Source organism: Xanthomonas melonis (assembly GCF_020783655.1).
Taxonomy (GTDB): domain Bacteria; phylum Pseudomonadota; class Gammaproteobacteria; order Xanthomonadales; family Xanthomonadaceae; genus Xanthomonas; species Xanthomonas melonis.
On record NZ_JAJGQH010000007.1, the window covers coordinates 51,754 to 76,092 of the forward strand.

Here is a 24,339-nt window from a genome sequence, read left to right on the forward strand (position 1 = left end):
GATGAGGCAGGTGCACGCGCGTCGCGAAGGCCGTGTTGCTCGCGGTTGCACGATGCCGGCCGGCTGCGGCCGGCATCGCCGGGGATCATTCGCCGAGCACGCCGGGCTGCGCCTGGCCTTCGCGCACGAATGGAAACTTCACCGCGCGCAATGGCACCTGCCGGCCACGGATGTCCACGCGCAGATCGTCGATGCTGCCGGCCGGCACGCGTGCGAAAGCGATCGCCTTGCCCAACGTGGGCGAGAACGTGCCGGACAGGATCTCGCCTTCGCCACTGGCGGTCAGCACGGTCTGGCCGTGCCGCAGCACGCCCTTCTCATCCATCACCACGCCGATCATCTGACGTGGCGCGCCCTGCGCCTTCTGCGATTCGAGCACGTCGCGACCGATGAACTGCCGCCCTTCGTCCAGCGCGATCGTCCATGCCAGCGCGGCCTCGTACGGACTGACCGTGTCGTCCATGTCCTGCCCATACAGATTCATGCCTGCTTCCAGCCGCAGCGTATCGCGCGCGCCCAGACCTGCCGGCTTGACGCCCTGCGCGAGCAACGCATTCCAGAATGCGATCGCCGCGTCCTGCGGCAACACGATTTCGAAACCGTCTTCGCCGGTGTAGCCGGTGCGCGCCAGGAACAGGTCGATGCCATCGCGCGAGCGGGTCTGCAACGCGGCAAAGCGGCCGAGCTTGCTCGCGGCGTCAGTGCCGGCGGGGTCCAGCAGGCCGATGACCTTGGCGCGCGCGTTCGGCCCCTGCACCGCGACCATGGCGAAGTCGCCACGCTCTTCCACGCGTACGTCGAAGCGTGCGGCCTGCTCGCCGATCCACTGCAGGTCCTTTTCGCGCGTGGCGGCATTGACCACCAGGCGGAAGAAGTCCTCGCGCATGAAGTACACGATGAGGTCGTCGATGACGCCGCCCTGCGGGTTGAGCATGCAGGTGTAAAGCGCCTTGCCGGCCAGCTTGAGCTTGTCCACCGAATTGGCGAGCAGGTAGCGCAGGAACTCGCGCACCCGCGCACCGTGCAGGTCGACCACGGTCATGTGGCTGACGTCGAACATGCCGGCGTCGCGGCGGACCTGGTGGTGTTCGTCGATCTGCGAACCATAGTGGATCGGCATGTCCCACCCGCCGAAGTCGACCATCTTGGCGCCGAGCGCACGATGGGTGTCGTTGAGGATGGTCTTCTGGGTCATGAGCGCCGGTCCAAGGGAAAGACGTCCATTATCGCCGTCCGGCCGCAGTTGCGGTGAAGCCATGCGAACGCAGGGCGAAGATCGGGCGCCTGCTCCGACGCCGGCGCACCGCACCGCACCGCAACATGCAACGCAGCGACTAAGGGCGGCGGCTAATCAGTGGCTTCCACCAGCAAGGTCATGCCATCCACGCCGACGATACGCACGGGCAGGCCCGCCGCCAGGTCCGGACCGCTGACCACCCAGAACGCATCGTCGACCTTGGCACGGCCACGGCCGTGGTGGATGGGCTGATCGAGCAGCACACGACGGCCGATCAGTTGTTCGGCCCGCCGATTGAGCAGGGGCCGGTCGCTCTGCCGCCCCTTGCCGCGGAACCAGCTGCGATAGATCTGCACCGACACGAAGCTGAGCAGCACGAAGGCCACGATCTGCATCAGCACCGACGTGCCGGGTAGCGCGAGCACGAGCAGGCACACCGCCGCTGCGGCAATGCCCATCCATAACAGGAATGCGCCGGGCGCCAGTGTCTCCGCTGCGATCAGTAACAGCGCAAGCACCGCCCACACCACCACGTCCCAGCGCATGGCTCAGCCCCCCGTGCGCGGCGGCATCGGCGGCACGCGCACGCCGGCGGCATCGGGCCTGGCCAACGCTTCCTTCGCCAGATCGGCAATGCCGGCGATCGAACCGATGATGCCGCTGGATTCCATCGGCATCAGCACGAACTTCTGGTTGGGCGCGGTGGCCAGCGCCTGGAACGCTTCCACATACTTCTGGGCGACGAAGTAATTGATCGCCTGCACGCTGCCGTTGGCGATCGCATCGGACACCACCTGGGTGGCGCGGGCCTCGGCTTCGGCCAGTCGCTCGCGTGCCTCGGCGTCGCGGAAGGCGGCTTCCTTGCGGCCCTCGGCCTCGAGCACGGCAGCCTGCTTCTCGCCATCGGCACGCAGGATCTCCGACTGACGCGAGCCTTCGGCTTCCAGGATCTGCGCGCGCTTCTCGCGCTCGGCTTTCATCTGCCGCGCCATCGAATCGATCAGGTCGCGCGGGGGCTGGATGTCGCGAATCTCGATCCGCGTCACCTTGATGCCCCACGGGTTGGTGGCTTGGTCGACCACGCTCAGCAACTGGGCATTGATGGTTTCGCGCTGGCTCAGCGATTCGTCCAGATCCATCGATCCGATCACCGTGCGGATGTTGGTCTGCACCAGGGCGATGGAGGCGATTTCCAGGTTCGAGACTTCATAGGCGGCCTTGGCCGCATCCAGCACCTGGAAGAACACCACCCCGTCCACGCGCACCACCGCGTTGTCCTTGGTGATGACATCCTGGCTGGGGACATCCAGCACCTGTTCCATCATGTTGATCTTGCGGCCCACGCCGTAGACCACCGGCACCAGAAAGTGCAGCCCCGGGCCCATGGTGTGGGTGTAGCGGCCGAAGCGCTCCACGGTCCACTGAAATCCCTGCGGCACCATGCGCACGGTCTTGAACAGCACGATCACGCCGGCGACCAGTACGGCCATGGCCAGAAACGAAGTTGGAAACATGTGCAGCCCCTTTGCAATGACGAGTCGATCCTGGGGCGGAGTATGCACCGGCAGCACACATCTCCAATGGCAGAAGCAGGCAGCCGATGTGGCACGGGGCTGCGCTCCAGCCTCATCGGCGCGGACCTGGGGGCCATCGGGACCCACGCCGGCTCAGACGTTGCGCGGCGCGAACATGATGATGGCCATGCCCAGCAGACAGCAGCCTGCACCGAGCAGATCCCAGCGCGTGGGCGTGATGCGGTCCACCCACCACAGCCACAGCAACGCGCTGGCGATGTAGACCCCACCGTAAGCTGCATAGGTCCGCCCGCTGGCGGTGGGATGCAGGCTCAACAGCCACACGAACAGGGCAAGGCTCAAAGCGGTCGGCAGCAGCAACCACGCACTGCCGCCTTTGCGCAGCCAGAGATAAGGAAGGTAGCAGCCGACCAGCTCCGCCACGGCAGTTGCCAGGAACAACCCCAGCGTGCCCGGCGCGGAGCTCATTGGCCGACCATGACATCGATGGACGCCGCCGCGGCCGCTTCCTCGTGCTTGACCTGTTGCCACAGCGCTTCCTGCGCCTGCAACGACAACGCGTCCAGCGAGGTTCCCTGTGCATGTGCGCGCGTCTCCATCGCGCGGAAGCGGCGTTCGAACTTCAGGTTGGCGTGTCGCAACGCCGCGCCCACGTCCACCTTGGCGTGGCGCGCCAGATTGGCGCAGACGAACAGCACGTCGCCGAGTTCGTCTTCCAGGCGCGCCCGATTGTCGGCGACCGGGCCGCGCGCGAATTCCACCCGCAGCTCCTCGATTTCCTCCTGCAGTTTTTCCAGGACCGGCGCCGGGCCGGGCCAATCGAAACCGACCCGCGCCGCGCGCGCCTGCAGCTTGGTGGAGCGCTGCCACTCCGGCAGACCACGGGCGATGCCGGCAAGCGCCGAGTCGTCCTGGTGGCCGGCGGCACGACGTTCCTCGCGCTTGATCTGTTCCCAATTGGCGCTCACTGCCTGCGCGTCGTCGGCCGCCTGCGCTGCGAACACGTGGGGGTGACGGCGCACCAGCTTGTCGCTGAGCGTGGCGACCACATCGGCAAATCCGAACGCGCCCTGCTCGGCAGCCATCTGCGCGTGGAAGACCACCTGCAGCAACAGGTCGCCCAGTTCGTCGCGCAGGCCCGGCAGGTCGTTGCGGTCGATCGCATCGGCCACTTCGTAGGCCTCTTCGATGGTGTACGGCGCGATGCTGGCGAAGGTCTGCTCCACATCCCAGGGACATCCGTGCTCGCGGTCGCGCAGGCGCGCCATCAGCTGCAGCAGGCCTTGGATATCGCCAGTGGCGGGAGCGTGGGACATGCGGGATTCCTGAAGGATGCGAGTGGAGGGCGCCCGACGGGAAGCGCCGACAGGGCGCGATGCGCGGTGACCTGCAGCAGCCGATGCTGCGCCGGAAGCGTGCGCAGTGTAGCGGTCAGCCGATGCGTGCTCCGTGCATCTGCCGCGGGGTGCCCACGGCAGCACAGGATCAGGCCAGCCAGTCGCGCCAGGGCAGGTTGGGGTCGCCCAGTGCGATGAAGTCGCCATTGAGCAAGGTCTCGCGGCGGTTGTAGCGGAACGGCTTGCCGGTATGACCGGCGAGCAGCATGCCACCGGCGGCATGCAGCACGCATTGGCCGGCCGCGGTATCCCATTCGGAGGTAGGGCCGAAGCGCGGGTACACATCCAGGTCGCCTTCGGCGATGCGGCAGAACTTCAACGACGAGCCCTGCGCCACCAGATCGATCTGCCCCATGCGCTCCAGCGCCGCCGCAGTGCGCGCATCGCGGTGCGAGCGGCTGGCGGCCACGCGCAACGGCGTGGCCGCTGGCGTGCGCGTCTGCAGCATCTCGTCGCGATCGCCGTCGCGGCGATAGGCATTCTCGCCGCGCGCGGCATACCAGACCCGGCCATCGACCGGTGCCTGCACCACGCCCAGCACCGGTGCGCCCATATGGATCAGCGCGATGTTGACGCTGAATTCGCCATTGCGCTTGACGAATTCGCGGGTGCCGTCCAGCGGATCGACCAGCCAGTAGCTGGTCCAGAACTGACGCTCAGACCACGCCACATGTGCCGATTCCTCCGACAGCACCGGCACGTCCGGCGTGATGCGGCGCAACCCTTCGACGATGACGCGGTTGGCGGCCAGATCGGCCTGGGTCAGCGGGCTGGCGTCGTCCTTGATCTGGACCGCGAAATCCTGTGCGTACACCTGCATGATGGCGTCGCCGGCCTGGCGGGCGATGGCGATCACGGTTTCGCGCAACTCCATCGGAATGCGGATCATGGATGACGCTCCAGCCACTCGCGCGCGATGAACAGCGCCGCCAGCGAACGACCTTCGGAGAAATCCTCGCGCAGCATCAGCTCGTCCAGGCGTGCCAGCGGCCAGGGGATCACCTCCATCTCTTCCGGCTCGTCGCCGGGCAGGCGCTCGGGATAGAGGTCGCGCGCCAGCACCAGCCACGACTGGTGACTCATATAAGTAGGAGCGAGCGTCATCGCGCGCAGCACCTGCACCTGGCGCGCGCCGTAGCCGGCCTCTTCCTTGAGCTCGCGATCGGCGGCCTGCTCCGGCGTCTCGCCGGCATCGATGCGGCCCTTGACCAGGCCCAGCTCGTAGCGGTGAACCCCGGCGGCGTATTCGCGTACCAACAGCACGGTGGCCGCATCGAGCATCGGCACCACCACCACCGCGCCATGGCCCTGGCTGAGCTGGCGTTCGTAGATGCGGCGCTGCCCGTTGGAAAACTCCAGATCCAACTGCTGGCGACGGAACGGCCCTTCGCCCAGATCGGTGGTCTTGTGGATGGTCGGCAGGCGCGGGCTCATGCGCGGCACGCAGCCGCGGAGCGGGCCGATAGAATAGGCGGATGCATCGACATGTTCATGAGCCCGAAATCCTAGCAGACCCGGCAGCCTCCGAAGCTGCCGATCATTGGCGACAACGCGATCTCGCGGTGCTGTGGCACCCATGCACGCAGATGCGCGAGCACCCGCACACGCTTCCGCTGGTGCCGATCGCCGGTGGCGAGGGCGCCTGGCTGATCGGCCACGACGGCCGCCGCTATCTGGATGCGGTCAGCAGCTGGTGGACCAACCTGTTCGGCCATGCCGAGCCACGTATCGGCGCGGCCATCGCGCAGCAGGCGGGAACGCTGGAGCAGGTGATGCTGGCCGGCTTCACCCATGCGCCGGCGGTGCAACTGGCCGAGCGGCTGCTGGCCATCGCGCCGCGCCAGAGCGGACGCGCGCCGTTGTCCAAGGTGTTCTATGCCGACAACGGCTCGGCCGGGGTGGAAGTGGCGCTGAAGATGGCCTTCCACTACTTCCACAACCGTGGCGAGCATCGCCGCACGCGTTTCATCGCGCTGGAGAACGGCTACCACGGCGAAACCATCGGTGCGCTGTCGGTGGGCGACATTCCCTTGTACCGACGCGTCTACGCACCGCTGCTGCTGGAATCGATCTTTGCGTCCTCGCCCGATGCCTACCTGGCCGAGCCCGGCCAGAGCGCAGAGGACTACGCGCTGCAGGCCGCCGATGCGTTGCAGGCAGTGTTCGAACGCTCGCCTGGCGAGATCTGCGCGCTGATCCTGGAGCCACGCGTGCAGTGCGCCGGCGGCATGCGCATGTATCACCCGGCCTATCTGCGTCGCGCACGCGAACTGTGCGACGCGCATGGCGCGTTCCTGATTGCGGACGAGATCGCCTCCGGCTTCGGCCGCACCGGCACCTTGTTCGCCTGCGAGCAGGCCGGGGTGATGCCCGATCTGTTGTGCCTGTCCAAAGGCCTGACCGGCGGCTTCCTGCCGTTGGCGGCGGTGCTGGCCACGCAGGCGGTGTACGACGCGTTCCTGGACGATTCGCGCGAACGCGCGTTCCTGCATTCGCACAGCTACACCGGCAATCCACTCGCATGCGCGGCCGCATTGGCGACCCTGCAGATCTTCGCTGACGATGACGTGATCGCGCGCAACCAGCACACTGCCGCCCACATGGCTAGCCTCGCGGCGCAGATTGGCGAACACCCGGCGGTGGCCGACGTGCGCCAGGCCGGCATGATCGTGGCATTCGAACTGACCCGTGGGGGCGACAAGCGCACGCCCTTCCCTGCTTCCGCGCGGGTCGGGCTGAAGGCGTATCGCGCGGCGCTGGCGCGCGGCGTGGTACTGCGCCCACTGGGCGATGTGCTGTACTGGATGCCGCCGTATTGCGTGGACGAGGCGCAACTGGCGCTGCTGGCTGCCACTACCCGCCACGCCATCGAGGAGGCCGTCGCATGCGCCTGACCCGCTCGCATGTGGCGCTGCCGCTGCAGTGCGACCAGGAAGTCAGCCTGCCCGAAGAGTCCGCCAATCACCTGCTGCGTGTGCTGCGGCTGCGCGAGGGCGATGCCTGCATACTCTTCAACGGCGACGGCAACGATTACCACGCGCGCATCAGCGTGGCCGGCAAGCGCGAGGCGCGCGCGCTGGTCGAGCGTGTCGAGCCGCTGGACAACGAATCGCCGCTGCGGATCACCTTGATCCAGGGCATCGCGCGTGGCGAGAAGATGGACCTGATCCTGCAGAAGGCCACCGAACTAGGCGTTGCGGCCATCGTGCCGGTCAACGCCGAACGCACCGAGGTCAAGCTCGACGCGGCGCGCCTGGAAAAGCGTGTGGCGCATTGGCGCAGCGTGGTGGTGTCCGCATGCGAACAGTCCGGCCGCGCGCGCGTCCCCGAGCTGGCAGCACCGCTGGGCCTGCGGGAAGCGTCGCAGGCCTGCGACGCGCGGGCACTCCGACTGACCCTGGATCCGCAGGGCGAACATCGCCTGGGCACGCTGGCTGCGGGCAGCGATCAAGCCGTGGTGGTGGCGATCGGGCCGGAGGGTGGCTGGTCGCCACGCGATCGGGCCATCCTCGCAGAGGCCGGTTTCAGTGGCCTGCAGCTGGGGCCGCGCATCCTGCGCACCGAAACTGCCGGGTTGGCCGCGATCGCCGCATTGCAGTCGCGGCTCGGGGATCTGTGAGGCGCAGCCGTGGCAGCACGGATTGCATGGGATGGATGACCCGTGGGTGGGACGATCCACAGGCAAGGTAGCGGCGATCAGGTGTAGCAGCGCACCCGGACGCGACGGGATTTCCCTTCCGAACGAGTTCCCAGTGTTTCCCGCTGAAGCCTCTCGCCATCAGGGCCGCTTCTACGAAGCGGATGCGATCTTTGGTCTCGGATCAGCGGCCGTGACGTAGAAACCAGCTGGCCGCGCCGATCACACCGAGCTGGCCGTGCTCGACGATGCGCACCGGCACCTGCGCAAGCGCCGGACGTAGCGCGCCCTTGTCCAGCAGGCGGGTGACGAAATCGCTGGCGGCAATGAAGTCTGCGATCTGCGGCAGGAAGCCGCCCGCCAGATAGACACCGCTCCGGATGCCATACAACAGCATCATGTCGCCGACCACGCTGCCCATGAATCCGCAAAAGGCCTGCAGCGCATCGTGCGCCAGCGCATCGTTGCCGCCCAGTGCCGCGGCGGTGACATCGGCAGGACTGGCGTGGATGGGCGGCCGATCGCGCAATGTGGCCATCGCGGTGTAGAGATTCAACAGACCCGGCCCGGACAGCAGCGTCTCGGTGCCCACATGCGTGCGCGTGCGGCGCAGCTCCTGCAGCAGCGCCACCTCCAGGTCGCTGGCTGCGGCCAGCGCTGCGTGGCCGGCTTCGGTCGGCAGCACGACCGGGCTGGCGCCATTGGGAATCCAGACCGCCGCACCCAGGCCGGTACCCGGCCCCAGCACCAGCGCCGGACCAGACGCGCCCTGTGCGGGGCCCGACAGTTGCAGCACCTGGTTGCCAGCCATGTAGTTGGCCGCATACGCGACCGCTTCGAAATCGTTGACCAGATGCAGTGCGTGCATGCCGAGCTGCCGGCGGATCTGCTCGGGCGCCAGCGCCCAAGGCAGGTTCGCAGTGATCACGCTGCCGTCGTCCAACGCATACCCGGCGCTTGCGATCACCCCGCGCCGCACCGGAGCGCAGCCCATTTCGGCAAAGAACGCCGACATGATCTCGGCAAGGCCCGGATAATCGGCACAGCGATACTTGCGGTAGTCCAACACCGTCACCGGCTTGCGCGCATCGGGACTCTCGCAGACCAACGCCAGGCGCACGTGCGTTCCTCCCACGTCCGCGGCAACGAAGGTGTCGGGGCGCGAAAAGGCCACCGCTTCCATTGGACTGCTTGCGCTCACGCATTCTCCTGATCAGTAGCAACGGGCCGAGATCATCCCCGTGTCCGACGAACGGTAGCGGGTAGACAACGTTGTCAGCAATTGTTTCGTAACGCAACCGTAGCGACCCCGATCAGTGCGCTGCGGCGTTCCTTCTCATCATCCATGAAAAAACTACGCCCAACACGCCGATCTCTGCACAAAACCGGACTGTAGCAATCGAAATTGCCGCAACGCGATCGAAATCGCCAATCGCGGGCGGGAAACTCGGGCACGGCTCGGCGTCGCGAACCGCAATCTGCCGCGATCGCGCCGGAAAAATGCTGCATTGCAACGCAATCGCAGCCGCTTCAGAGATCTGTGACGATGTGTTGACAACGCTGTCAGCGCTACGCGAGACTCGATCCAAATCGGGGTTCTGGCAGGAGGGGCCATGGACTGTTCGGTACTGAAGAACGGCTCTTCCCTCGCCTGCCGGTTCCAGATTCGTGAGGAGTGCGTCATCGGACGTTCGACTCGCTGATGTCGCATTCGCTCCACCGCTTCACCACACGGGGGACACCTCCTCTACCACGCGAATCGACGCGACCTGCCGCACCTGCGGATGCGGCGCTCGATCATCGCGATCGGTCAGGGCGTGTTGTTTTGCCGGCCACGCCGAGCGCGTGACGCCTCCTGCAGGCGACGCGTTCACAGCACTAACCAACGAGGTTTAGCCATGCACAGCCGCACCACGACGTTAGCACTCTGCATCACCGCCGCTCTGTACTGTTCCGGCTCTGCGATGGCTGCCGGACAAGAACAACAAGCCCCGGCCAGCGCGCCGTCGGCCACCACCGAGCTGGACACCATCACCGTCACCGGCTACCGCGCGTCGCTGGAGAAGAGCCAGGCGGTCAAGCGCTCGGCCAACTCCATCGTCGACGCGATCAGCGCCGAGGACATCGGCAAGTTCCCCGACATCAATGCGGCCGAGTCGCTCTCGCACCTGCCTGGCATCAGTGTCGACCGTCAGTTCGGCGAAGGCGAAAAGGTCAGCATCAACGGCACCGATCCGGCCTTGAACCGCGTGCTGCTCAATGGCCAGACCATCGCCTCCGGCGACTGGGGCGGCAACCCGACCGACACCAGCGGCCGCACCTTCAACTACACCCTGCTGTCGCCGGAAATCATCGGCCTGATGGAGGTCTACAAGACACCGGAAGCGCGCATCGACGAAGGCTCGATCGGCGGCACCGTGATCGTGCACACCCGCAAGCCGCTGGACCTGCCCAAGAACACCATCCGCGGCTCGATCGGCTACAACTACAACGATCGCTCGGAAGAAGGCAATCCGCGCGGCTCGGCGCTGTGGAGCTGGAAGAACGATGATGAAACCTTCGGCGCGTTGATCTCCGCCACGCACGACAAGCAGGATCTGGCGCGCGCGGGTATCGAGTACTTCGGCTACACCACCGGCGCCAACATTCCGCCGACCGCCACCATCACCGGCGACGGCAGCAATGTGGCCACCGCGCGCGTGCCGGCCGGCATCAATAGCGCATTCTTCCAGCAGACCCGCGAACGCAGCGGCGTGCAGGGTGCGTTGCAGTGGAAGCCCGACGAGCAGAACGAGTTCAACCTGACCGGCCTGTACATCAAGGGCAAGTACAACAACTTCAGCCAGTCGCGTTATGTCTGCCCGGCCTGTAACGACGACATGCGCAAGATCACCCAGGCAAACGTGCAGGGCGGCATCGTCACCTCGGCCACGATCAGCGACGGCGCAGCCGGCCAGCCGTACGCGCAGCTGGACGCCAATTACCGCGAGAGCACCGTCACCACCAAGAGTCTGAACCTGCGTCACGACTGGTCGGGCGAGAAGTGGGTGTTCACCACGCAGGTGGGCGACACCAAGGCCACCGGCGGCAAGAACCCCGAATACCTGATGAAGTTCCTGATGCAGGACGGCGGCTACAACTACGCCTTCGACGGCCGCAACACCGCCGTCAATTACGACAACGGCGGTGCCTCCAACTGGACGCTTCCGGGTTCGCCGGCCGGCCAGCCGGCCGGCTCGCAGGATCCCAGCACCATGCAGGCGGGCGGCATCTTCTACCAGAAGAGCACGGACGAAGAGAAGTATTTCCAATGGGATGCGGCGCGTGATCTGGCGTGGGGACCATTCACCAAACTGCTGTTCGGTTACAAGTACATCAACCACAACAACGGCGTGAACGCTCGCGGCAACCGCATCAATACCACCGACCCGGTGTCGCTGACGCAGTTCAACCCGGGCACCACGCCGAGCGGCCTGTACGATGGTTTGGGCGCCAGCGGCGACCTCACCACCTGGCCGACCGCAAACCTGGAGGCCGTGCGTCGTTATCTGCTCGCACAGCCGCAGGGACCGTACCGCACCGATTTCGGCTCTTCGTTCGACGTCAAGGAAATCACCCAGAACGTCTATACGCAGTTGAACTTCGAGTCGGGCCAGTGGCGCGGTAACGTCGGCGTGCGTTTGATCGATACCACCGACAAGTCCGAGTTCTGGCAGAGCCAGGATGGCGGCGCGACCTTCAATCGCGTGGCCGAAACCAACGACTATCGCAAGGCGCTGCCCAGCTTCAACATCGCCTACGACATCACCGACGATGCCGTGCTGCGCTTTTCGGCAGCCAAGGTCATCGCGCGTCCGCGTTACGCCGATCTGGCCGGCTCGTTCACCATCAACAGCGGCAACGGCAACCTGACCGCCAACGGTGGCAACCCCGACCTGAAGCCGTACGAATCCACCAACTACGACCTTGCGGCAGAATGGTATTTCGCGCCGTCCAGCATGCTGTCCGGTGAAGTCTTCTACCGCGACATCAGTTCCTACATCGTCAACACCACGGTCAGCCAGCAGCTGAATCCGGCGCCGCCCGCGGTGGCCGGCATCTACCAGGTGACCACCCCGGTGAATGTCTCCGACGCCAAGGTCAAGGGCGTGGCGGTGAACTACCAGCAATCGCTGGGTCTGGGCTTTGGCGTGCAGGCGAACTACACCTTCGCCGAATCCGATTCCAGCTCCGGTCTGAATCTGCCCTACCTGTCGCGCGACACCTACAACATCATTCCCTACTGGGAACATGGCGACTGGATGGTGCGCGTCAACTACAGCTACCGCTCCAAGTACTTCACCCAGATCGGCCGCCTCGCCTCGCAGGATTTCGCCGACAGCTACAAGCAGCTGGACCTGACTGCCTCGTATCAGATCACCGACTACATGGGCATCACCTTTGGCGCGACCAACCTGCTGGATTCGACCTACCGTCTCTTCAGCAACACCCGGGCAGCGCCCACGGCGTTCTACAAGAACGGCCGCGGCTACCAGGCCCAGCTGAACTTCAAGTTCTGATGTAGCACCGGCGCGCCACCGACCCTCCACGGTGGCGCGCTTTTTTTTGAGCGGTGTGTTGCATGCAGTGCACCGCTCGATGTTGTACCAAGGAGTGGTGCTGGCCACGCCCCTTCGCGTCCGAGGGAGCATGGCCAGGCCCGCTTTTGCCATCCACGCACGGCTGCAGCATCGCCGGCGCGTCTTGCTCGACAGGAGTGCAGTTCCCATGACGACCGATAGCCGCGTATTCGTGGCTCCATCCCGCCGCCACGCCGGAGCTGCACCCAGAACGCGAATGCTCGCGCTCGGTCTGCTGCTCGCAGCGCCAGCGTTCCATCTGAGCGCGGCGCAATCGCCTACCGCACCCACCGCTACCACGCTCGGCCCCGAGGCGATCGACCAGCAGTGGCTCGATGCCACCGCCGCCTATGCGCCCGAGCGCGAGCGTCTGGTGCGCGAAGCCGAAGCCGGCGCACGCAAAGGACCGTTCCGCCCCGACTGGGCTGCGCTGAAGGCGTATCGATCGCCGGCGTGGTACGACAACGCCAAGTTCGGCATCTTCATCCATTGGGGCGTGTTCTCGGTCCCTGCATTTGGCAGCGAATGGTATTCGCGCAACATGTATCTGGAAGGTTCCAAGGAATTCGCTCATCACGTGGCTACCTATGGCCCGCAGTCGAGCTTCGGCTACAAGGATCTGATCCCCAGATTCACCGCGCCCAAGTTCGACCCCAAGGGCTGGGCCAAGCTGTTCCGCGAATCCGGGGCGCGCTATGTGGTGCCGGTGGCCGAACACCATGACGGCTTCGCACTGTACGACTCCAAGTTGTCGGACTGGACCGCGATGAAGATGGGGCCCAAGCGCGACCTGCTCGGCGAGTTGTCCACCGCCATTCGCGCGCAAGGGCTGCACTTCGGCCTGTCATCGCACCGCGCCGAACACAACTGGTTCTTCGACGGCGGACGCAAGTTCGATTCCGACGTCAACGACCCGCGCTATGCGGCGCTCTATGGCCCTGCGCAGGTGCGCCTGCCGGGCAAGGACGATGGCGATGTGGCCAACGACTGGACGCCGGTATCGCAGGCATGGCTGGACGATTGGCTGGCGCGCACCACCGAGTTGATCGACACCTATCAACCGGACCTGATCTATTTCGATTGGTGGATCGCCCACCCCACCTTCCGGCGCAGCCTGCCGACGATGCTGGCCTACTACTACAACCAGGGCGCGGCGCGCAGCGAAGCCGACCGTGGCGTGGTGGTGAACTACAAATTGGGCGCGTTTCCCGAAGGCGCCGGCACGCTGGATATCGAGCGCGGCCAGCTGACCGGCATCCACCCCACGCATTGGCAGACCGACACCTCGGTGAGCAATGCCTCGTGGGGTTACATCGAGAACGATACCTACAAGTCGCCCACCTTCATCATCCATATGCTGGCCGACGTGGTGGCCAAGAACGGCAACCTGATGCTCAACATCGGCCCGCGCGCCGACGGCTCGATCCCGGATACCGAGCGCGGCATCCTGCTGGCGATCGGGCGTTGGCTCAAGACCAACGGCGGCGCGATCTACGACAGCAAACCGTGGCGCGTCTATGGCGAAGGCCCCACCGAGGTGGTGGGCGGCACCTTCCAGGACATCAAGACCAAGCCGTACACGGCCGAGGATTTCCGCTTCACTACCCGCGACGGCGCGCTGTACGCGATCGCGCTCGGCTGGCCGAGCAATGGCGAGGCGGTGATCCGCTCGCTCACCGCCGCCGATGGCGTGCGCGCGGTGAGCCTGCTGGCCAACGGCAAGAAGATCCCGTTCGAGCAACGCGCCGATGGCCTGCATCTGCGGCTCCCGGTCAAGCCGGTCGGCGAGAGCGCCTATGTGTTCCGCATCGACCTTTCTTCCCCCACTCCCTGACGGATGTTGTCTTTCATGAGCAAGCGATTGAGCTGGATGTTACTTGCGCTGGCATTGACCTGCGCCCCGGCCCTGGCCAAGAACCCCACCGCGTTGTTCTATCTGATGAACACGCAGAAATCGACCAACTCGTTCATCGCCAACGTCGACAAGATCGACGTGGTGGTGCCGACCTGGTACGGCGTCGATCAGAATGGCCTGGTCAACGGCACCCCCAACATGTACCTGTACGACATCGCCAAGCAGAAGAAGCTGCGGGTGATGCCGATCCTGTCGATGACCACCGGCCGCGACGGCTTCCACAAGTTGATGCACGACGAGGCGGCCAAGAAGCGCATGATCGAATCGCTGCTGATCCACGGCAAGCAGCACAAGTACTACGGCTTCCAGTTCGATTTCGAAAACATCGCCTGGACCGACCGCGATGCCTACACCTTGATGGTCAAGCAGACCGCCGACGCACTGCACAAGGCAGGCTTCAAGATGTCGGTGGCGGTGGTGCCGAATGCGCCAGGCCATGCCGAAGGCGGCCAGTTCTCCAAGTGGATGTGGGAATACTGGCGCGGCGCATACGACCTGAAGGCACTGGGCCAGGCCGCGGACCTGATCAGTATCATGACTTACGACCAGCACACCCGCTGGACCACGCCGGGCCCGGTGGATGGCATGGTGTGGATGAAGAAGCACCTGGATTACGCCATCACCCAGGTCCCCAAGGAGAAGCTGTCGCTGGGCATCGCCACCTACGGCTACCGCTGGTACACCGGCAATCCGGTGAAGGAAGACGGCACCGAGGCATCGAATATCTCGGCCACCTACATCGATGCCGATGAATCCTTCCCGCTGGCGATCGAACAGAACGCGACCGTGCAGTGGGATCCGGTGGAGCAGGAATCGTGGTTCTATTTCTATCGCGACGACATGCGCGAGTGGGTGTTCCGCCCGGACGCCCGCAGCTTCAAGGCGCGTTACGACATGGCCAAACAATACGGCCTGGAAGGTTTCAGCTGCTGGGTGCTGGGTGCGGAAGACCCGAAGGTATGGGACGAATTGCCGGTGGCGCAACGCTGATCCACATGTCCGACTGGCGCAACGCAGTGAAGCGTGCGCCAGTGCCTGCGTAAAGCATCGCGGCTTTGCTACTGTGCGCGGCGATGTACACGCGCGGATCGCCGAGCACGTGGCTGCTTCAACGGCCGCGGCGTACGCTCGAAATCCTCGGGCGCCACTCGTACACTGCATCGGGACGGCGGCCGCATCACCTGAATCCGGGTCGCGTTGTCGCATCGGCCGCATCTGAGGCGTTGCAGCAACACGCGATGCGCCCGCCCTACCCCGCTGCGCATCTGCGATGGCGCAGCAACACGCTCTCCGCCATACCGGGATGTGATTGCATGATGGTCGATACCAACCGCGCTCCACACACGCCATCGTCGGGAGTGCCGCGGCTGAACTCGTCATCACCGGACATGCGTTCTTCCAGCATGCCTCTTCCGAGCACGCCAGCGGCGACCCCACGCGTGTGGCCTTCATCGGGCGCGTCGCCGTCGCGTCTGCTTGCCCTGTCGCTTGCCGCATTGATGCTGGCCGGCTGCGGGAAACGCGAAGCCGGCACCGCACCGGCCGTGGCGGATGCAGGAGCCACGGCGGCCGCGCCGTCATCCAGTGCACCGTTACCGCTGATTCCCGCACCGGTTCAGGCGAAACCGGCAGCCGGCAGTTTCACCATCGATGCCGGCACGGTGATTTCGATCGAGCCGGGCGACGCCGATGCGCGGCGCAGTGCCGAATATCTGGCAAGCCTGCTCAAGCGCAGCCGCGGGCTGAGCCTGGAAGTGCGCGCCGAGGCCACAGCCTCGCCGGCCAGCATCCGCCTGCAGCGCGATGCGCAGGCGCCGGTGACGCAGAAGGAGGGCTACAGCCTGGACGTGACCGCCAAGGGCATCCGCGTCGGCGCGCGCGACGGCGCCGGGCTGCTGTATGGCGCGGTCAGCACCTGGCAGTTGATGACAGCCGATGCGGGCAAGGGCGCGGTGACGGTGCAAGGCGTCAGCATCCGCGACTGGCCGCGCTTCGGCTGGCGTGGTCAGCATCTGGATGTGGCGCGTCATTTCCATGATGTGGAGACGGTCAAGCATGTGCTGGATGCGATGGCCTTGCACAAGCTCAACGTGCTGCATTGGCATCTCACCGACGACCAGGGCTGGCGTATCGAGATCAAGCGTTACCCCAAGCTCACCGAGGTCGGTGCCTGGCGTACTCCACCCGGCGCGGGGCGGCATGGCACGCCCGAGCGCTACGGCGGTTTCTACACCCAGGAACAGATCAGCGAGATCGTCGCCTACGCGGCGCGCCTGCACATCACCGTGCTGCCCGAGCTGGACATGCCCGGGCATGCGCAGGCGGCGGTTGCCGCCTATCCCGAAGAAGTGGGCGTGCCCGGCGTACGCACGCAGGTGGGCGTGGACTGGGGCGTCAACCCGTATCTGTTCAACACCAGCGAACGCAGCCTGCGCTTCATCACCCATGTGCTGGATGAAGTACTGACCTTGTTCCCGTCGACGTACATCCATATCGGTGGCGATGAGGCGGTCAAGGATCAATGGGAGGCCTCGCCCGCGGTGCGCGCGCAGATGCGCAAGCTGGGCGTCAAGGATGCCCATGCCATGCAGGGCTGGTTCAACGCACAGCTTGGGACCTACCTGACCGCGCACGGCCGGCGCATGATCGGCTGGGACGAAATTCTCGAAGGCGGCGTGCCGGCGAGCGCGTCGGTGATGTCGTGGCGTGGCGTCGAAGGTGCGGTGACTGCGGCCAGACAAGGCCACGACGTGGTGCTTGCGCCGGGCGACTGGCTGTACCTGGACAACCTGCAGACCACGCGCAGCGACGAACCGAACGGTCGCCTGACGGTGTTGCCGCTGTCCAAGGTCTACGCCTTCGACCCGGTACCGGCCGAGCTCAGCGCCGACCAGGCCAGGCACGTGCTGGGCGCGCAAGGCGCGTTGTGGGCCGAATACATTCCGTCCCGATGGCACGTGGATCACGCGCTGTTCCCGCGTCTTTCGGCGGTGGCGGAAGTGACCTGGTCGCCGCCGGCAGCACGCAACTGGGACGGCTTCCTGGCGCGCATGCCGGCACAGCTACAGCGCTACAAGGCGCTGGGCATCGCCTACAGCGATGGCGCATTCGCTGCCGAGATCGCACTGGAAGGCGGCCCCAATCCGGTGCTCGGCGGTGGCGCCGCCAAGGTGGAGCTGAGCACCCAGACCGGTGCAGGCGCACTGCATTACACCGTCGACGGTAGCGACCCCACACCGACCTCTCCGCGTTACCAGGCGCCCTTTACGATCCGATTGCCGACCACGGTCAAGGCTACTGCCTTCGATGCCAACGGCTCGCCACTGGCCGCCACGCGCAGCCGCACCTTCGACCGCGCCAGCCTGTTGCGTGTGGACACGCAAGGGCTGCGCCATTGCGTGCAGAGCGGTGCGCTCGGCCTGCGCCTGCCGCTGCTGCCGGGGATGACGAGTGCCGACACGCCGGTCTACAACGTCGACCTGTTCCATGCCTGCCGGCTGTATCCGCAGGCACGCCTAGATGGCATTGGCGCCATCCGCATCGAGGCTGCACGTCTGCCGAACAACTTCGGCCTGGCCCACGAGCAATCCAAAGTGATCCAGTACCCGGCCCGGACGCGCAGCGGTGAGCTGGAAGTGCGTCAGGGCTGCGATGGCGAATTGATCGCCAGCGTGCAGTTGCCGCGCAGCGAGACACTGGGCGAACAATTCACGCTGGAAACTCCACTGCCTGCACGCACCGGCATCCACGATCTGTGCCTGCGCTTCACCGCTCCGATCCGTGGCCCGTTGTATGCCATCGGTACCGTTCAACTGATCGAAACCACCGCGCAGGCGCCCCCCGCCGCCACGCGCTGATCCCTCCAAGGAGAGTCACCCATGCCCCTGTCGCACCGTTCCGCCTCCACACGTTCCAGGCTCACGCCGGCCCGCCTCGGGTTCGCTCTGGCGTGTGCGATCTCGCAGGCCTGGGCGGCACCGCCCAGCGCCGTGACGTTGGACAGCGGCTGGCAGGTGCGCCTGGTCCCCGGGCAGGCGCAGGCCAAGACCTATCCCAAGGCCGCCAGCTGGATGCCGGCGCAGGTGCCGGGCGTGGTGCAGACCGACCTGATCGCCGCCAAGGTGGTGCCCGATCCGTTCCTGCGTGACCACGAAGGCAAGATCCAGTGGGCCGGCCTGAGCGACTGGCAGTACCAGACCCGTTTCAACGTGGATGCAGCCACGCTCGAGCGCGCGCATGTGGAACTGGTGTTCGATGGCCTGGACACGCTGGCCGAAGTCACCCTCAACGGCAAGAAGCTGCTCAGCGCCGACAACATGTTCCGGCAGTGGCGCGTGGATGCCAAACCGCTGCTCAAGCGCGGCGACAACGTACTGGAAATCACCTTCCTCTCGCCGATCAAGAAGATCCAGCCGTGGCTGGCCAAGCAGCCGTATGCGCTGCCCGGCGCCTACGATTCGGCGTTCGGCGATGAGCCCGATGGCCGCCACAGTTCTACCTACGTGCGCAAGGCGCCATACAGCTATGGCTGGGACTGGGGCCCGCGCATGGTCAACGCCGGCATCTGGAAGCAGGTGCGCTTGGAAGCCTGGGATGCGGTGCGCGTGGATGGGTTGCATATCGCCCAGCAGCGCGTGGATGCCGACAGCGCGCAACTGCAGGCGCAGTTGGAACTGCAGGCTGGCCGCAGCGGCCCCGTGCAGGTGACGCTGGACGTGCTGGGCCCGGATGGGCAGAAGGTGGGCCAGTTCACCCAGGACGCGGTGGTCGACCCCGGGCAGAATCGCATCGACCTGCCGGTGCGCATCGCCAAGCCCAAGCGCTGGTTCCCGGCCGGCTACGGCGCGCAGGATCGCTATACCTTCGTGGCCAGCGTGCGCGATGCCGATGGCGACAGCCAGCAGGTCAAGCGCGTCACCGGCCTGCGTTCGGTGGAGCTGCGCCGCGAAAAGGACAAATTCGGCAAGAGCATGGAAATCGTGATCAACGGCATCCCGATCTTTGCCAAGGGCGCCAACCTGATCCCGCTGGATGCCTTCCCTTCGCGCGTCACCGAAGCGACGATGCGGCGCACGCTGCAGGATGCGCGCGATGCCAACATGAACATGCTGCGCATGTGGGGCGGCGGGCACTACCAGGACGATCACTTCTACGAGGTGGCCGACGAACTGGGCATCATGATCTGGCAGGACTTCATGTTCGGCGGCGCGGTGCCGCCCTACGACGTGGAATTCCGCGAGAACACGCGACAGGAGGCGATCGAACAGGTCAAGCGGCTGCGCGATCACCCCAGCGTGGTGTTGTGGTGCGGCAACAACGAAGTGCAGACCGGCTGGGAAAACTGGGGCGACCGGGTCAAGTTCAAGCAATCGCTGGACCCGGAGGAACGCAGCCGCGTCGAGCGCGGCATGACCACGCTGTTCGGCACCGTGTTCGGCGAAGTGGTGGCCACCTACGACAGCGACGTGCCGTACTGGGCCACCTCACCGGGTACCAATTTCGATGGTGCCGCCGACCAGACCGATGATGGCGACATGCATTACTGGAAGGTCTGGGGCGGCCCGGCCCTGCCGGTCACCGAGTATCTCAACGTCACCCCGCGCTTCATGTCCGAATACGGCCTGCAGTCGTTCCCGGACATGCGTACCGTGCGCGCGTTCGCCGATGCGGCCGACATGGACCCGGAATCGCCGGTGATGCGCGCGCACCAGAAGTTCGACAAGGGCAACGGCAACAAGCGGCTGATGCTGTACATCCGCCGCGAGTTCGGCGAGCCCAAGGATTTCGAAAGCTTCGTCTACCTGAGCCAGCTGATGCAGGCCGAGGGCATCAACCTGGCCGCCTCGCACCTGCGCGCTTCGCGTCCGCAGTCGATGGGCTCGTTGTACTGGCAGCTCAACGATGTGTGGCCGGGCGCCTCGTGGTCCAGCGTGGATTACTACGGCCGCTGGAAGGCGCTGCAGTATCACGCACGTCGCTTCTACGCACCGGAGATGATCGCCGCGCTGCGCAACGACAAGGGCCAGACCGAGGTCTCGCTGGTCTCCGACCGCACTACGCCCTTGGCGGCACGCTGGCGCATGCGGGTCATGGGCATGGACGGCAAGCTGCTGAGCAAGCGCGAGCAGAAGGCCACGGTCAAGCCGCTGAGCAGCCTGCAGGTGGGCAATTTCAGCGACAAGCAATTGCTGGGCAGCGCCGACCCGAAGCGCACCTATGCGGTGTTCGAGTTGTTCGACGGCAATACGTTGCTGTCGCGCGAGGTGGTGTTCTTCGCGCCGGCCAAGCAGCTGGCCTTGCCGATGGCGAAGATCGACAGCCAGTGGCGCGCCGATGGCGATGGCTATGCGCTGACCCTGACCAGCAACACGCTGGCGCGCGAGGTATGGCTGTCGTTCGGCGATCTCGAGGCGAGCGTGGCCGATAACGCCTTCGATCTGCTGCCCGGCGAGCCGTTGACGCTGCACGTGAGCAGCAAGCTACCGATGGCGCAGCTGCAGTCTGCGCTGCAGGTACGCGACCTGGCATCCACGCTGGCCGGCGCTCCGCCGGAGCCGCCGGAGGCAACGGCAGCGAAATGAGGCAAGAGACGACCCTCATCCGCCCTTCGGGCACCTTCTCCCGCAGAGCGGGAGAAGGAACTGATGTCCTGCGATGCATGCACTCATCCGCCCTGCGGGCACCTTCTCCCGCAGAACGGGAGAAGGAACTGATGTCCTGCGATGCATGCCTTCATCCGCCCTGCGGGCACCTTCTCACCCGGAGCGGGAGAAGGATTCGGTGTCCTGGCATGCCTTTCGCGCGGCACGCTGACTTTTCGCGCGCCATGGGTGTCCTTCTCCCGCCAGCGGGAGAAGGTGCCGCGTAGCGGCGGATAAGGGCCCACCGCGGTACCAGCCACCACCACATCCAACCGCGCGCATGACACCGCCACGCCCGCCCCCAACCTCGCCGCCGCCTCTGCGGCACTACCCGAACAACGCCTGGCGGCATTGGCCGCTGCGCAGGAGTGAATCGATGTCGTCCCTGTTTGTATCGCGTCTTGCCATGGCATTGGGCCTGAGCCTGTCCTGCATCGCGCACGCCACGCCCGCCGACCGCAGCGGCACACCCGAACAACGCGCCGCCGCCTTGGTGGCGCAGATGAGCCGCGAGGAAAAAGTGGCACAGGCCATGAACGATGCGCCGGCGATTCCACGCCTGGGTATCCCCGCCTACGAATGGTGGAGCGAAGGCCTGCACGGCATCGCCCGCAACGGCTATGCGACGGTGTTTCCGCAGGCGATCGGTCTGGCGGCAAGCTGGAACACCACGCTGATGCAGCAGGTGGGCACCGTCGTCTCCACCGAGGCGCGCGCCAAATTCAACCAGGCCGGTGGCCCCGGCAAGGACCACAAGCGCTACGCCGGGCTGACCATCTGGTCGCCCAACATCAACATCTTTCGCGACCCGCGCTGGGGCCGTGGCATGGAAACCTACGGCGAGGACCCCTTCCTCACCGGGCAACTCGCGGTCGGCTTCATCCGTGGCCTGCAAGGCGATGACCTCAACCATCCACGCACGATCGCCACGCCCAAGCACATCGCCGTGCACAGCGGTCCCGAGCCGGGCCGGCATGGTTTCGATGTGGATGTATCGCCGCGCGATGTGGAAGCCACCTACACGCCGGCGTTCCGCGCCGCGCTGGTCGAGGGCCAGGCCGGCTCGGTGATGTGCGCATACAACTCGCTGCACGGTACCCCCGCATGTGCGGCTGACTGGTTGCTCAATGGCCGCGTGCGCGGCGACTGGGGCTTCAAGGGTTTTGTGGTGTCCGACTGCGACGCGGTGGACGACATGACCCAGTTCCACTACTTCCGCCCCGACAACGCCGGTTCCTCGGCCGCTGCGCTCAAGGCCGGCCACGACCTCAATTGCGGGCATGCCTATCGCGAACTCGGTACGGCGATCGAACGCGGCGAAGTGGACGAAGGCCTGCTCGACCAATCGCTGGTGCGGTTGTTCGCCGCGCGCTACCGTCTGGGCGAACTGGAAGCGCCACGCAAGGACCCTTACGCGCGGCTGGGCGCCAAGGACATCGACACCCGCGCCAACCGGGCCCTGGCCCTGCAGGCCGCTGCCGAGTCGATCGTGCTGCTGAAGAACGCCAATGCCACGCTGCCGCTGAAGGCAGGCACGCGGCTGGCGGTACTGGGCCCCAACGCCGATGCATTGGCCGCGCTGGAGGCCAACTACCAGGGTACCTCCGCGCAACCGGTGACCCCGTTGCTCGGTCTGCGCGAACGCTTCGGCGCACAGCAGGTGCGCTATGCACAGGGCGCGCCGCTGGCTGCCGGCGTGCCGGGCATGATTCCCGAGAGCGCGTTGCGCAGCGATGGCAAACCCGGCCTGCGTGGCGAGTATTTCGACAACGTCGACATGAACGGCACCCCGGCGGTCGTGCGCCAGGACCGTACCGTGAGTTTCAACTGGGACCAGGTCAGCCCGGCCAAGGGCGTGCCGGCCGACCGCTACGCGGTGCGCTGGAGCGGCGAACTGTTGCCGCCCGGCGCCGGCGATTACACCCTGGCGGTGCGCGTGGCGCGCTGCTTCGACTGCGCCGGGCACGACCCGGTGCGTCTGTATATCGACGACAAGCTGGTGGTGGCCGGCAACGCCGAAGACAAGCACGTGCCGGCCGGCATGCACAACGCCGACGGCCGCAGCGTGGAAACCGTGCTGCATTTCGACGACACCCGCCCGCGCAAGATCCGTCTGGAAATGGAACACCGCGGCCAGGATCAGGGCGTGCGCCTGGAATGGCTGGCGCCGGCCGCCGCACAACTGGCCGAAGCCGAACAGGCCGTGGCGCAATCCGATGCGGTGGTGGCCTTCGTCGGCCTGTCGCCGGATGTGGAAGGCGAGGAACTGCGCATCGACGTGCCCGGCTTCGACGGCGGCGACCGCAACGATATCGCCCTGCCCGCCCCGCAGCAGGCGCTGCTGGAACGCGCCAAGGCCTCTGGCAAGCCGCTGGTGGTGGTGTTGATGAGCGGCAGCGCGGTGGCCTTGAACTGGGCAAAACAACACGCCGATGCGATCGTGGCCGCGTGGTACCCAGGCCAGTCCGGCGGCACCGCGATCGCACGTATGCTGGCCGGCGACGACAATCCCGGCGGTCGGCTGCCGGTGACGTTCTACCGCTCCACCAAGGACCTGCCGCCCTACGTCAGTTACGACATGAAGGGCCGCACCTACCGCTACTTCAGGGGCGAGCCGCTGTTCCCGTTCGGCTATGGTCTGAGCTACACCAGCTTTGGCTACGACGCGCCGCGCCTGTCCGCGACCACCCTGCAGGCTGGCAGCTCGTTGAAGGTCACCACGACCGTGCGCAACACCGGCACGCGGGCTGGCGATGAAGTGGCACAGGTCTACCTGCAGTACCCGCAGCGGCCGCAGTCGCCGTTGCGCAGCCTGGTCGGTTTCCAACGCGTACACCTCAAACCGGGCGAGCAGCGCGAGCTGACTTTCACCCTGGATGCGCGCGCACTGAGCGATGTGGATCGCGCCGGGCAGCGCGCGGTGGAGGCCGGCGATTACACGCTGTTTGTAGGCGGCGGGCAGCCGGACACCGGTGCGGCAGGCAACACGGCAGCGTTCTCGATCTCGGGGCGTTCGCGGCTGCCGAAGTAAGTGCCGCGTCGAGGTCGCGCGCAGTCGCCGGCCATGCCGGCGCAGGTCGGCAACAGGCGTACGGGTTTCGGTGAAGTGTCGCTCACGCACCACGTCTGCTGGAGGCAGCGTGGTGCATGCCTTCGACCACCGCAGTCGGCGCGCTGATCGGGGCCGGCGATACGTGCTGCAGAACGGTCGGAACGAGTGCTGACGGGTGCGGACTGGTGCGCGGTCAGCACGCAGGTGCGCAGCGCGCGGCCCAGCTCGCAGCCATGCCGTCGCAGCAGCCCGCAGACGGCAACGGATTGTGCGGGCGCACTATGCATCTCCGGCGCACACGTTGTA

At 66.0% G+C, this 24,339-nt stretch carries 16 protein-coding genes; 8 read left to right on the forward strand and 8 right to left on the reverse strand.

Annotated features, from left to right (window positions below):
• Positions 1-85: 85 nt before the first annotated feature.
• From gcvT to nudE, 7 genes are all read right to left on the reverse strand, one after another.
• The gene (gene gcvT, locus LL964_RS08395) at positions 86-1,195 is read right to left on the reverse strand and encodes a glycine cleavage system aminomethyltransferase GcvT (RefSeq protein ID WP_104586528.1); all 1,110 of its coding nucleotides are present in this window, start codon (positions 1,193-1,195) and stop codon (positions 86-88) included.
• Between the two features lie 152 nt (positions 1,196-1,347).
• Positions 1,348-1,782: an NfeD family protein gene (locus LL964_RS08400; RefSeq protein WP_104586529.1), complete on the reverse strand. Its 435-nt coding sequence runs from the start codon at positions 1,780-1,782 to the stop codon at positions 1,348-1,350.
• A gap of 3 nt (positions 1,783-1,785) precedes the next feature.
• Positions 1,786-2,751: an SPFH domain-containing protein gene (locus LL964_RS08405; RefSeq protein ID WP_104586530.1), complete on the reverse strand. Its 966-nt coding sequence runs from the start codon at positions 2,749-2,751 to the stop codon at positions 1,786-1,788.
• Positions 2,752-2,904: 153 nt separating this feature from the next.
• Entirely contained in the window at positions 2,905-3,240 is a 336-nt protein-coding gene (locus tag LL964_RS08410; protein WP_104586531.1) for a YnfA family protein, read from the reverse strand.
• Positions 3,237-4,088, reverse strand: coding sequence for a nucleoside triphosphate pyrophosphohydrolase (gene mazG, locus LL964_RS08415; RefSeq protein WP_104586532.1), 852 nt, complete (start codon positions 4,086-4,088; stop codon positions 3,237-3,239). The genes LL964_RS08410 and mazG overlap by 4 nt, the downstream gene beginning before the upstream one ends.
• A gap of 169 nt (positions 4,089-4,257) precedes the next feature.
• Complete coding sequence (cysQ, locus tag LL964_RS08420) at positions 4,258-5,058, reverse strand: 3'(2'),5'-bisphosphate nucleotidase CysQ (RefSeq protein WP_104586533.1); 801 nt, start codon at positions 5,056-5,058, stop codon at positions 4,258-4,260.
• Complete coding sequence (nudE, locus tag LL964_RS08425) at positions 5,055-5,603, reverse strand: ADP compounds hydrolase NudE (protein ID WP_167395245.1); 549 nt, start codon at positions 5,601-5,603, stop codon at positions 5,055-5,057. The genes cysQ and nudE overlap by 4 nt, the downstream gene beginning before the upstream one ends.
• Before the next feature lie 41 nt (positions 5,604-5,644).
• Here nudE and bioA point away from each other — a divergent pair, with 41 nt between their 5' ends.
• Both bioA and LL964_RS08435 read left to right on the forward strand, forming a co-directional pair.
• Positions 5,645-7,063, forward strand: coding sequence for an adenosylmethionine--8-amino-7-oxononanoate transaminase (bioA, locus tag LL964_RS08430; RefSeq protein ID WP_104586535.1), 1,419 nt, complete (start codon positions 5,645-5,647; stop codon positions 7,061-7,063).
• Positions 7,054-7,788: a 16S rRNA (uracil(1498)-N(3))-methyltransferase gene (locus tag LL964_RS08435; RefSeq protein ID WP_104586536.1), complete on the forward strand. Its 735-nt coding sequence runs from the start codon at positions 7,054-7,056 to the stop codon at positions 7,786-7,788. Before bioA ends, LL964_RS08435 begins: the two co-directional genes overlap by 10 nt.
• A gap of 202 nt (positions 7,789-7,990) precedes the next feature.
• Here LL964_RS08435 and LL964_RS08440 read toward each other — a convergent pair whose 3' ends face one another.
• Positions 7,991-9,007: a glucokinase family protein gene (locus tag LL964_RS08440; protein ID WP_104586537.1), complete on the reverse strand. Its 1,017-nt coding sequence runs from the start codon at positions 9,005-9,007 to the stop codon at positions 7,991-7,993.
• A 697-nt stretch (positions 9,008-9,704) separates the two neighbouring features.
• On the opposite strand from LL964_RS08440, the gene LL964_RS08445 reads away from it, so the two are divergent.
• From LL964_RS08445 to LL964_RS08470, 6 genes are all read left to right on the forward strand, one after another.
• A complete protein-coding gene (locus LL964_RS08445; RefSeq protein ID WP_104586538.1) occupies positions 9,705-12,365 on the forward strand; it encodes a TonB-dependent receptor in 2,661 nt (886 codons plus the stop codon).
• 208 nt (positions 12,366-12,573) lie between these two features.
• Positions 12,574-14,259 carry an alpha-L-fucosidase gene (locus LL964_RS08450; RefSeq protein WP_104586539.1) on the forward strand — a complete coding sequence of 562 codons (1,686 nt, stop codon included), beginning with the start codon at positions 12,574-12,576 and terminating at the stop codon, positions 14,257-14,259.
• Between the two features lie 3 nt (positions 14,260-14,262).
• Entirely contained in the window at positions 14,263-15,330 is a 1,068-nt protein-coding gene (locus LL964_RS08455) for a glycosyl hydrolase family 18 protein (RefSeq protein ID WP_167395246.1), read from the forward strand.
• Positions 15,331-15,743: 413 nt separating this feature from the next.
• On the forward strand, positions 15,744-18,197 hold the full coding sequence (locus LL964_RS08460) for a family 20 glycosylhydrolase (protein ID WP_167395247.1): 2,454 nt from the start codon (positions 15,744-15,746) through the stop codon (positions 18,195-18,197).
• A 21-nt stretch (positions 18,198-18,218) separates the two neighbouring features.
• Positions 18,219-20,921: a beta-mannosidase gene (locus LL964_RS08465; protein ID WP_104586541.1), complete on the forward strand. Its 2,703-nt coding sequence runs from the start codon at positions 18,219-18,221 to the stop codon at positions 20,919-20,921.
• Positions 20,922-21,357: 436 nt separating this feature from the next.
• Positions 21,358-24,012, forward strand: coding sequence for a glycoside hydrolase family 3 C-terminal domain-containing protein (locus LL964_RS08470; RefSeq protein ID WP_104586542.1), 2,655 nt, complete (start codon positions 21,358-21,360; stop codon positions 24,010-24,012).
• Positions 24,013-24,339: the final 327 nt, after the last annotated feature.

Bases quoted from the DNA above. Each gene is read 5' to 3' on its own strand.
- LL964_RS08405 (WP_104586530.1), bottom strand. From the start codon at position 2,751: ATGTTTCCAACTTCGTTTCTGGCCATGGCCGTACTGGTCGCCGGCGTG.
- LL964_RS08435 (WP_104586536.1), top strand. From the start codon at position 7,054: ATGCGCCTGACCCGCTCGCATGTGGCGCTGCCGCTGCAGTGCGACCAG.
- cysQ (WP_104586533.1), bottom strand. From the start codon at position 5,058: ATGATCCGCATTCCGATGGAGTTGCGCGAAACCGTGATCGCCATCGCC.
- LL964_RS08470 (WP_104586542.1), top strand. From the start codon at position 21,358: ATGTCGTCCCTGTTTGTATCGCGTCTTGCCATGGCATTGGGCCTGAGC.
- LL964_RS08455 (WP_167395246.1), top strand. From the start codon at position 14,263: ATGTTGTCTTTCATGAGCAAGCGATTGAGCTGGATGTTACTTGCGCTG.
- mazG (WP_104586532.1), bottom strand. From the start codon at position 4,088: ATGTCCCACGCTCCCGCCACTGGCGATATCCAAGGCCTGCTGCAGCTG.
- LL964_RS08445 (WP_104586538.1), top strand. From the start codon at position 9,705: ATGCACAGCCGCACCACGACGTTAGCACTCTGCATCACCGCCGCTCTG.
- LL964_RS08400 (WP_104586529.1), bottom strand. From the start codon at position 1,782: ATGCGCTGGGACGTGGTGGTGTGGGCGGTGCTTGCGCTGTTACTGATC.
- LL964_RS08465 (WP_104586541.1), top strand. From the start codon at position 18,219: ATGCCCCTGTCGCACCGTTCCGCCTCCACACGTTCCAGGCTCACGCCG.
- nudE (WP_167395245.1), bottom strand. From the start codon at position 5,603: ATGAGCCCGCGCCTGCCGACCATCCACAAGACCACCGATCTGGGCGAA.
- gcvT (WP_104586528.1), bottom strand. From the start codon at position 1,195: ATGACCCAGAAGACCATCCTCAACGACACCCATCGTGCGCTCGGCGCC.
- bioA (WP_104586535.1), top strand. From the start codon at position 5,645: ATGCATCGACATGTTCATGAGCCCGAAATCCTAGCAGACCCGGCAGCC.
- LL964_RS08460 (WP_167395247.1), top strand. From the start codon at position 15,744: ATGCCTCTTCCGAGCACGCCAGCGGCGACCCCACGCGTGTGGCCTTCA.
- LL964_RS08410 (WP_104586531.1), bottom strand. From the start codon at position 3,240: ATGAGCTCCGCGCCGGGCACGCTGGGGTTGTTCCTGGCAACTGCCGTG.
- LL964_RS08450 (WP_104586539.1), top strand. From the start codon at position 12,574: ATGACGACCGATAGCCGCGTATTCGTGGCTCCATCCCGCCGCCACGCC.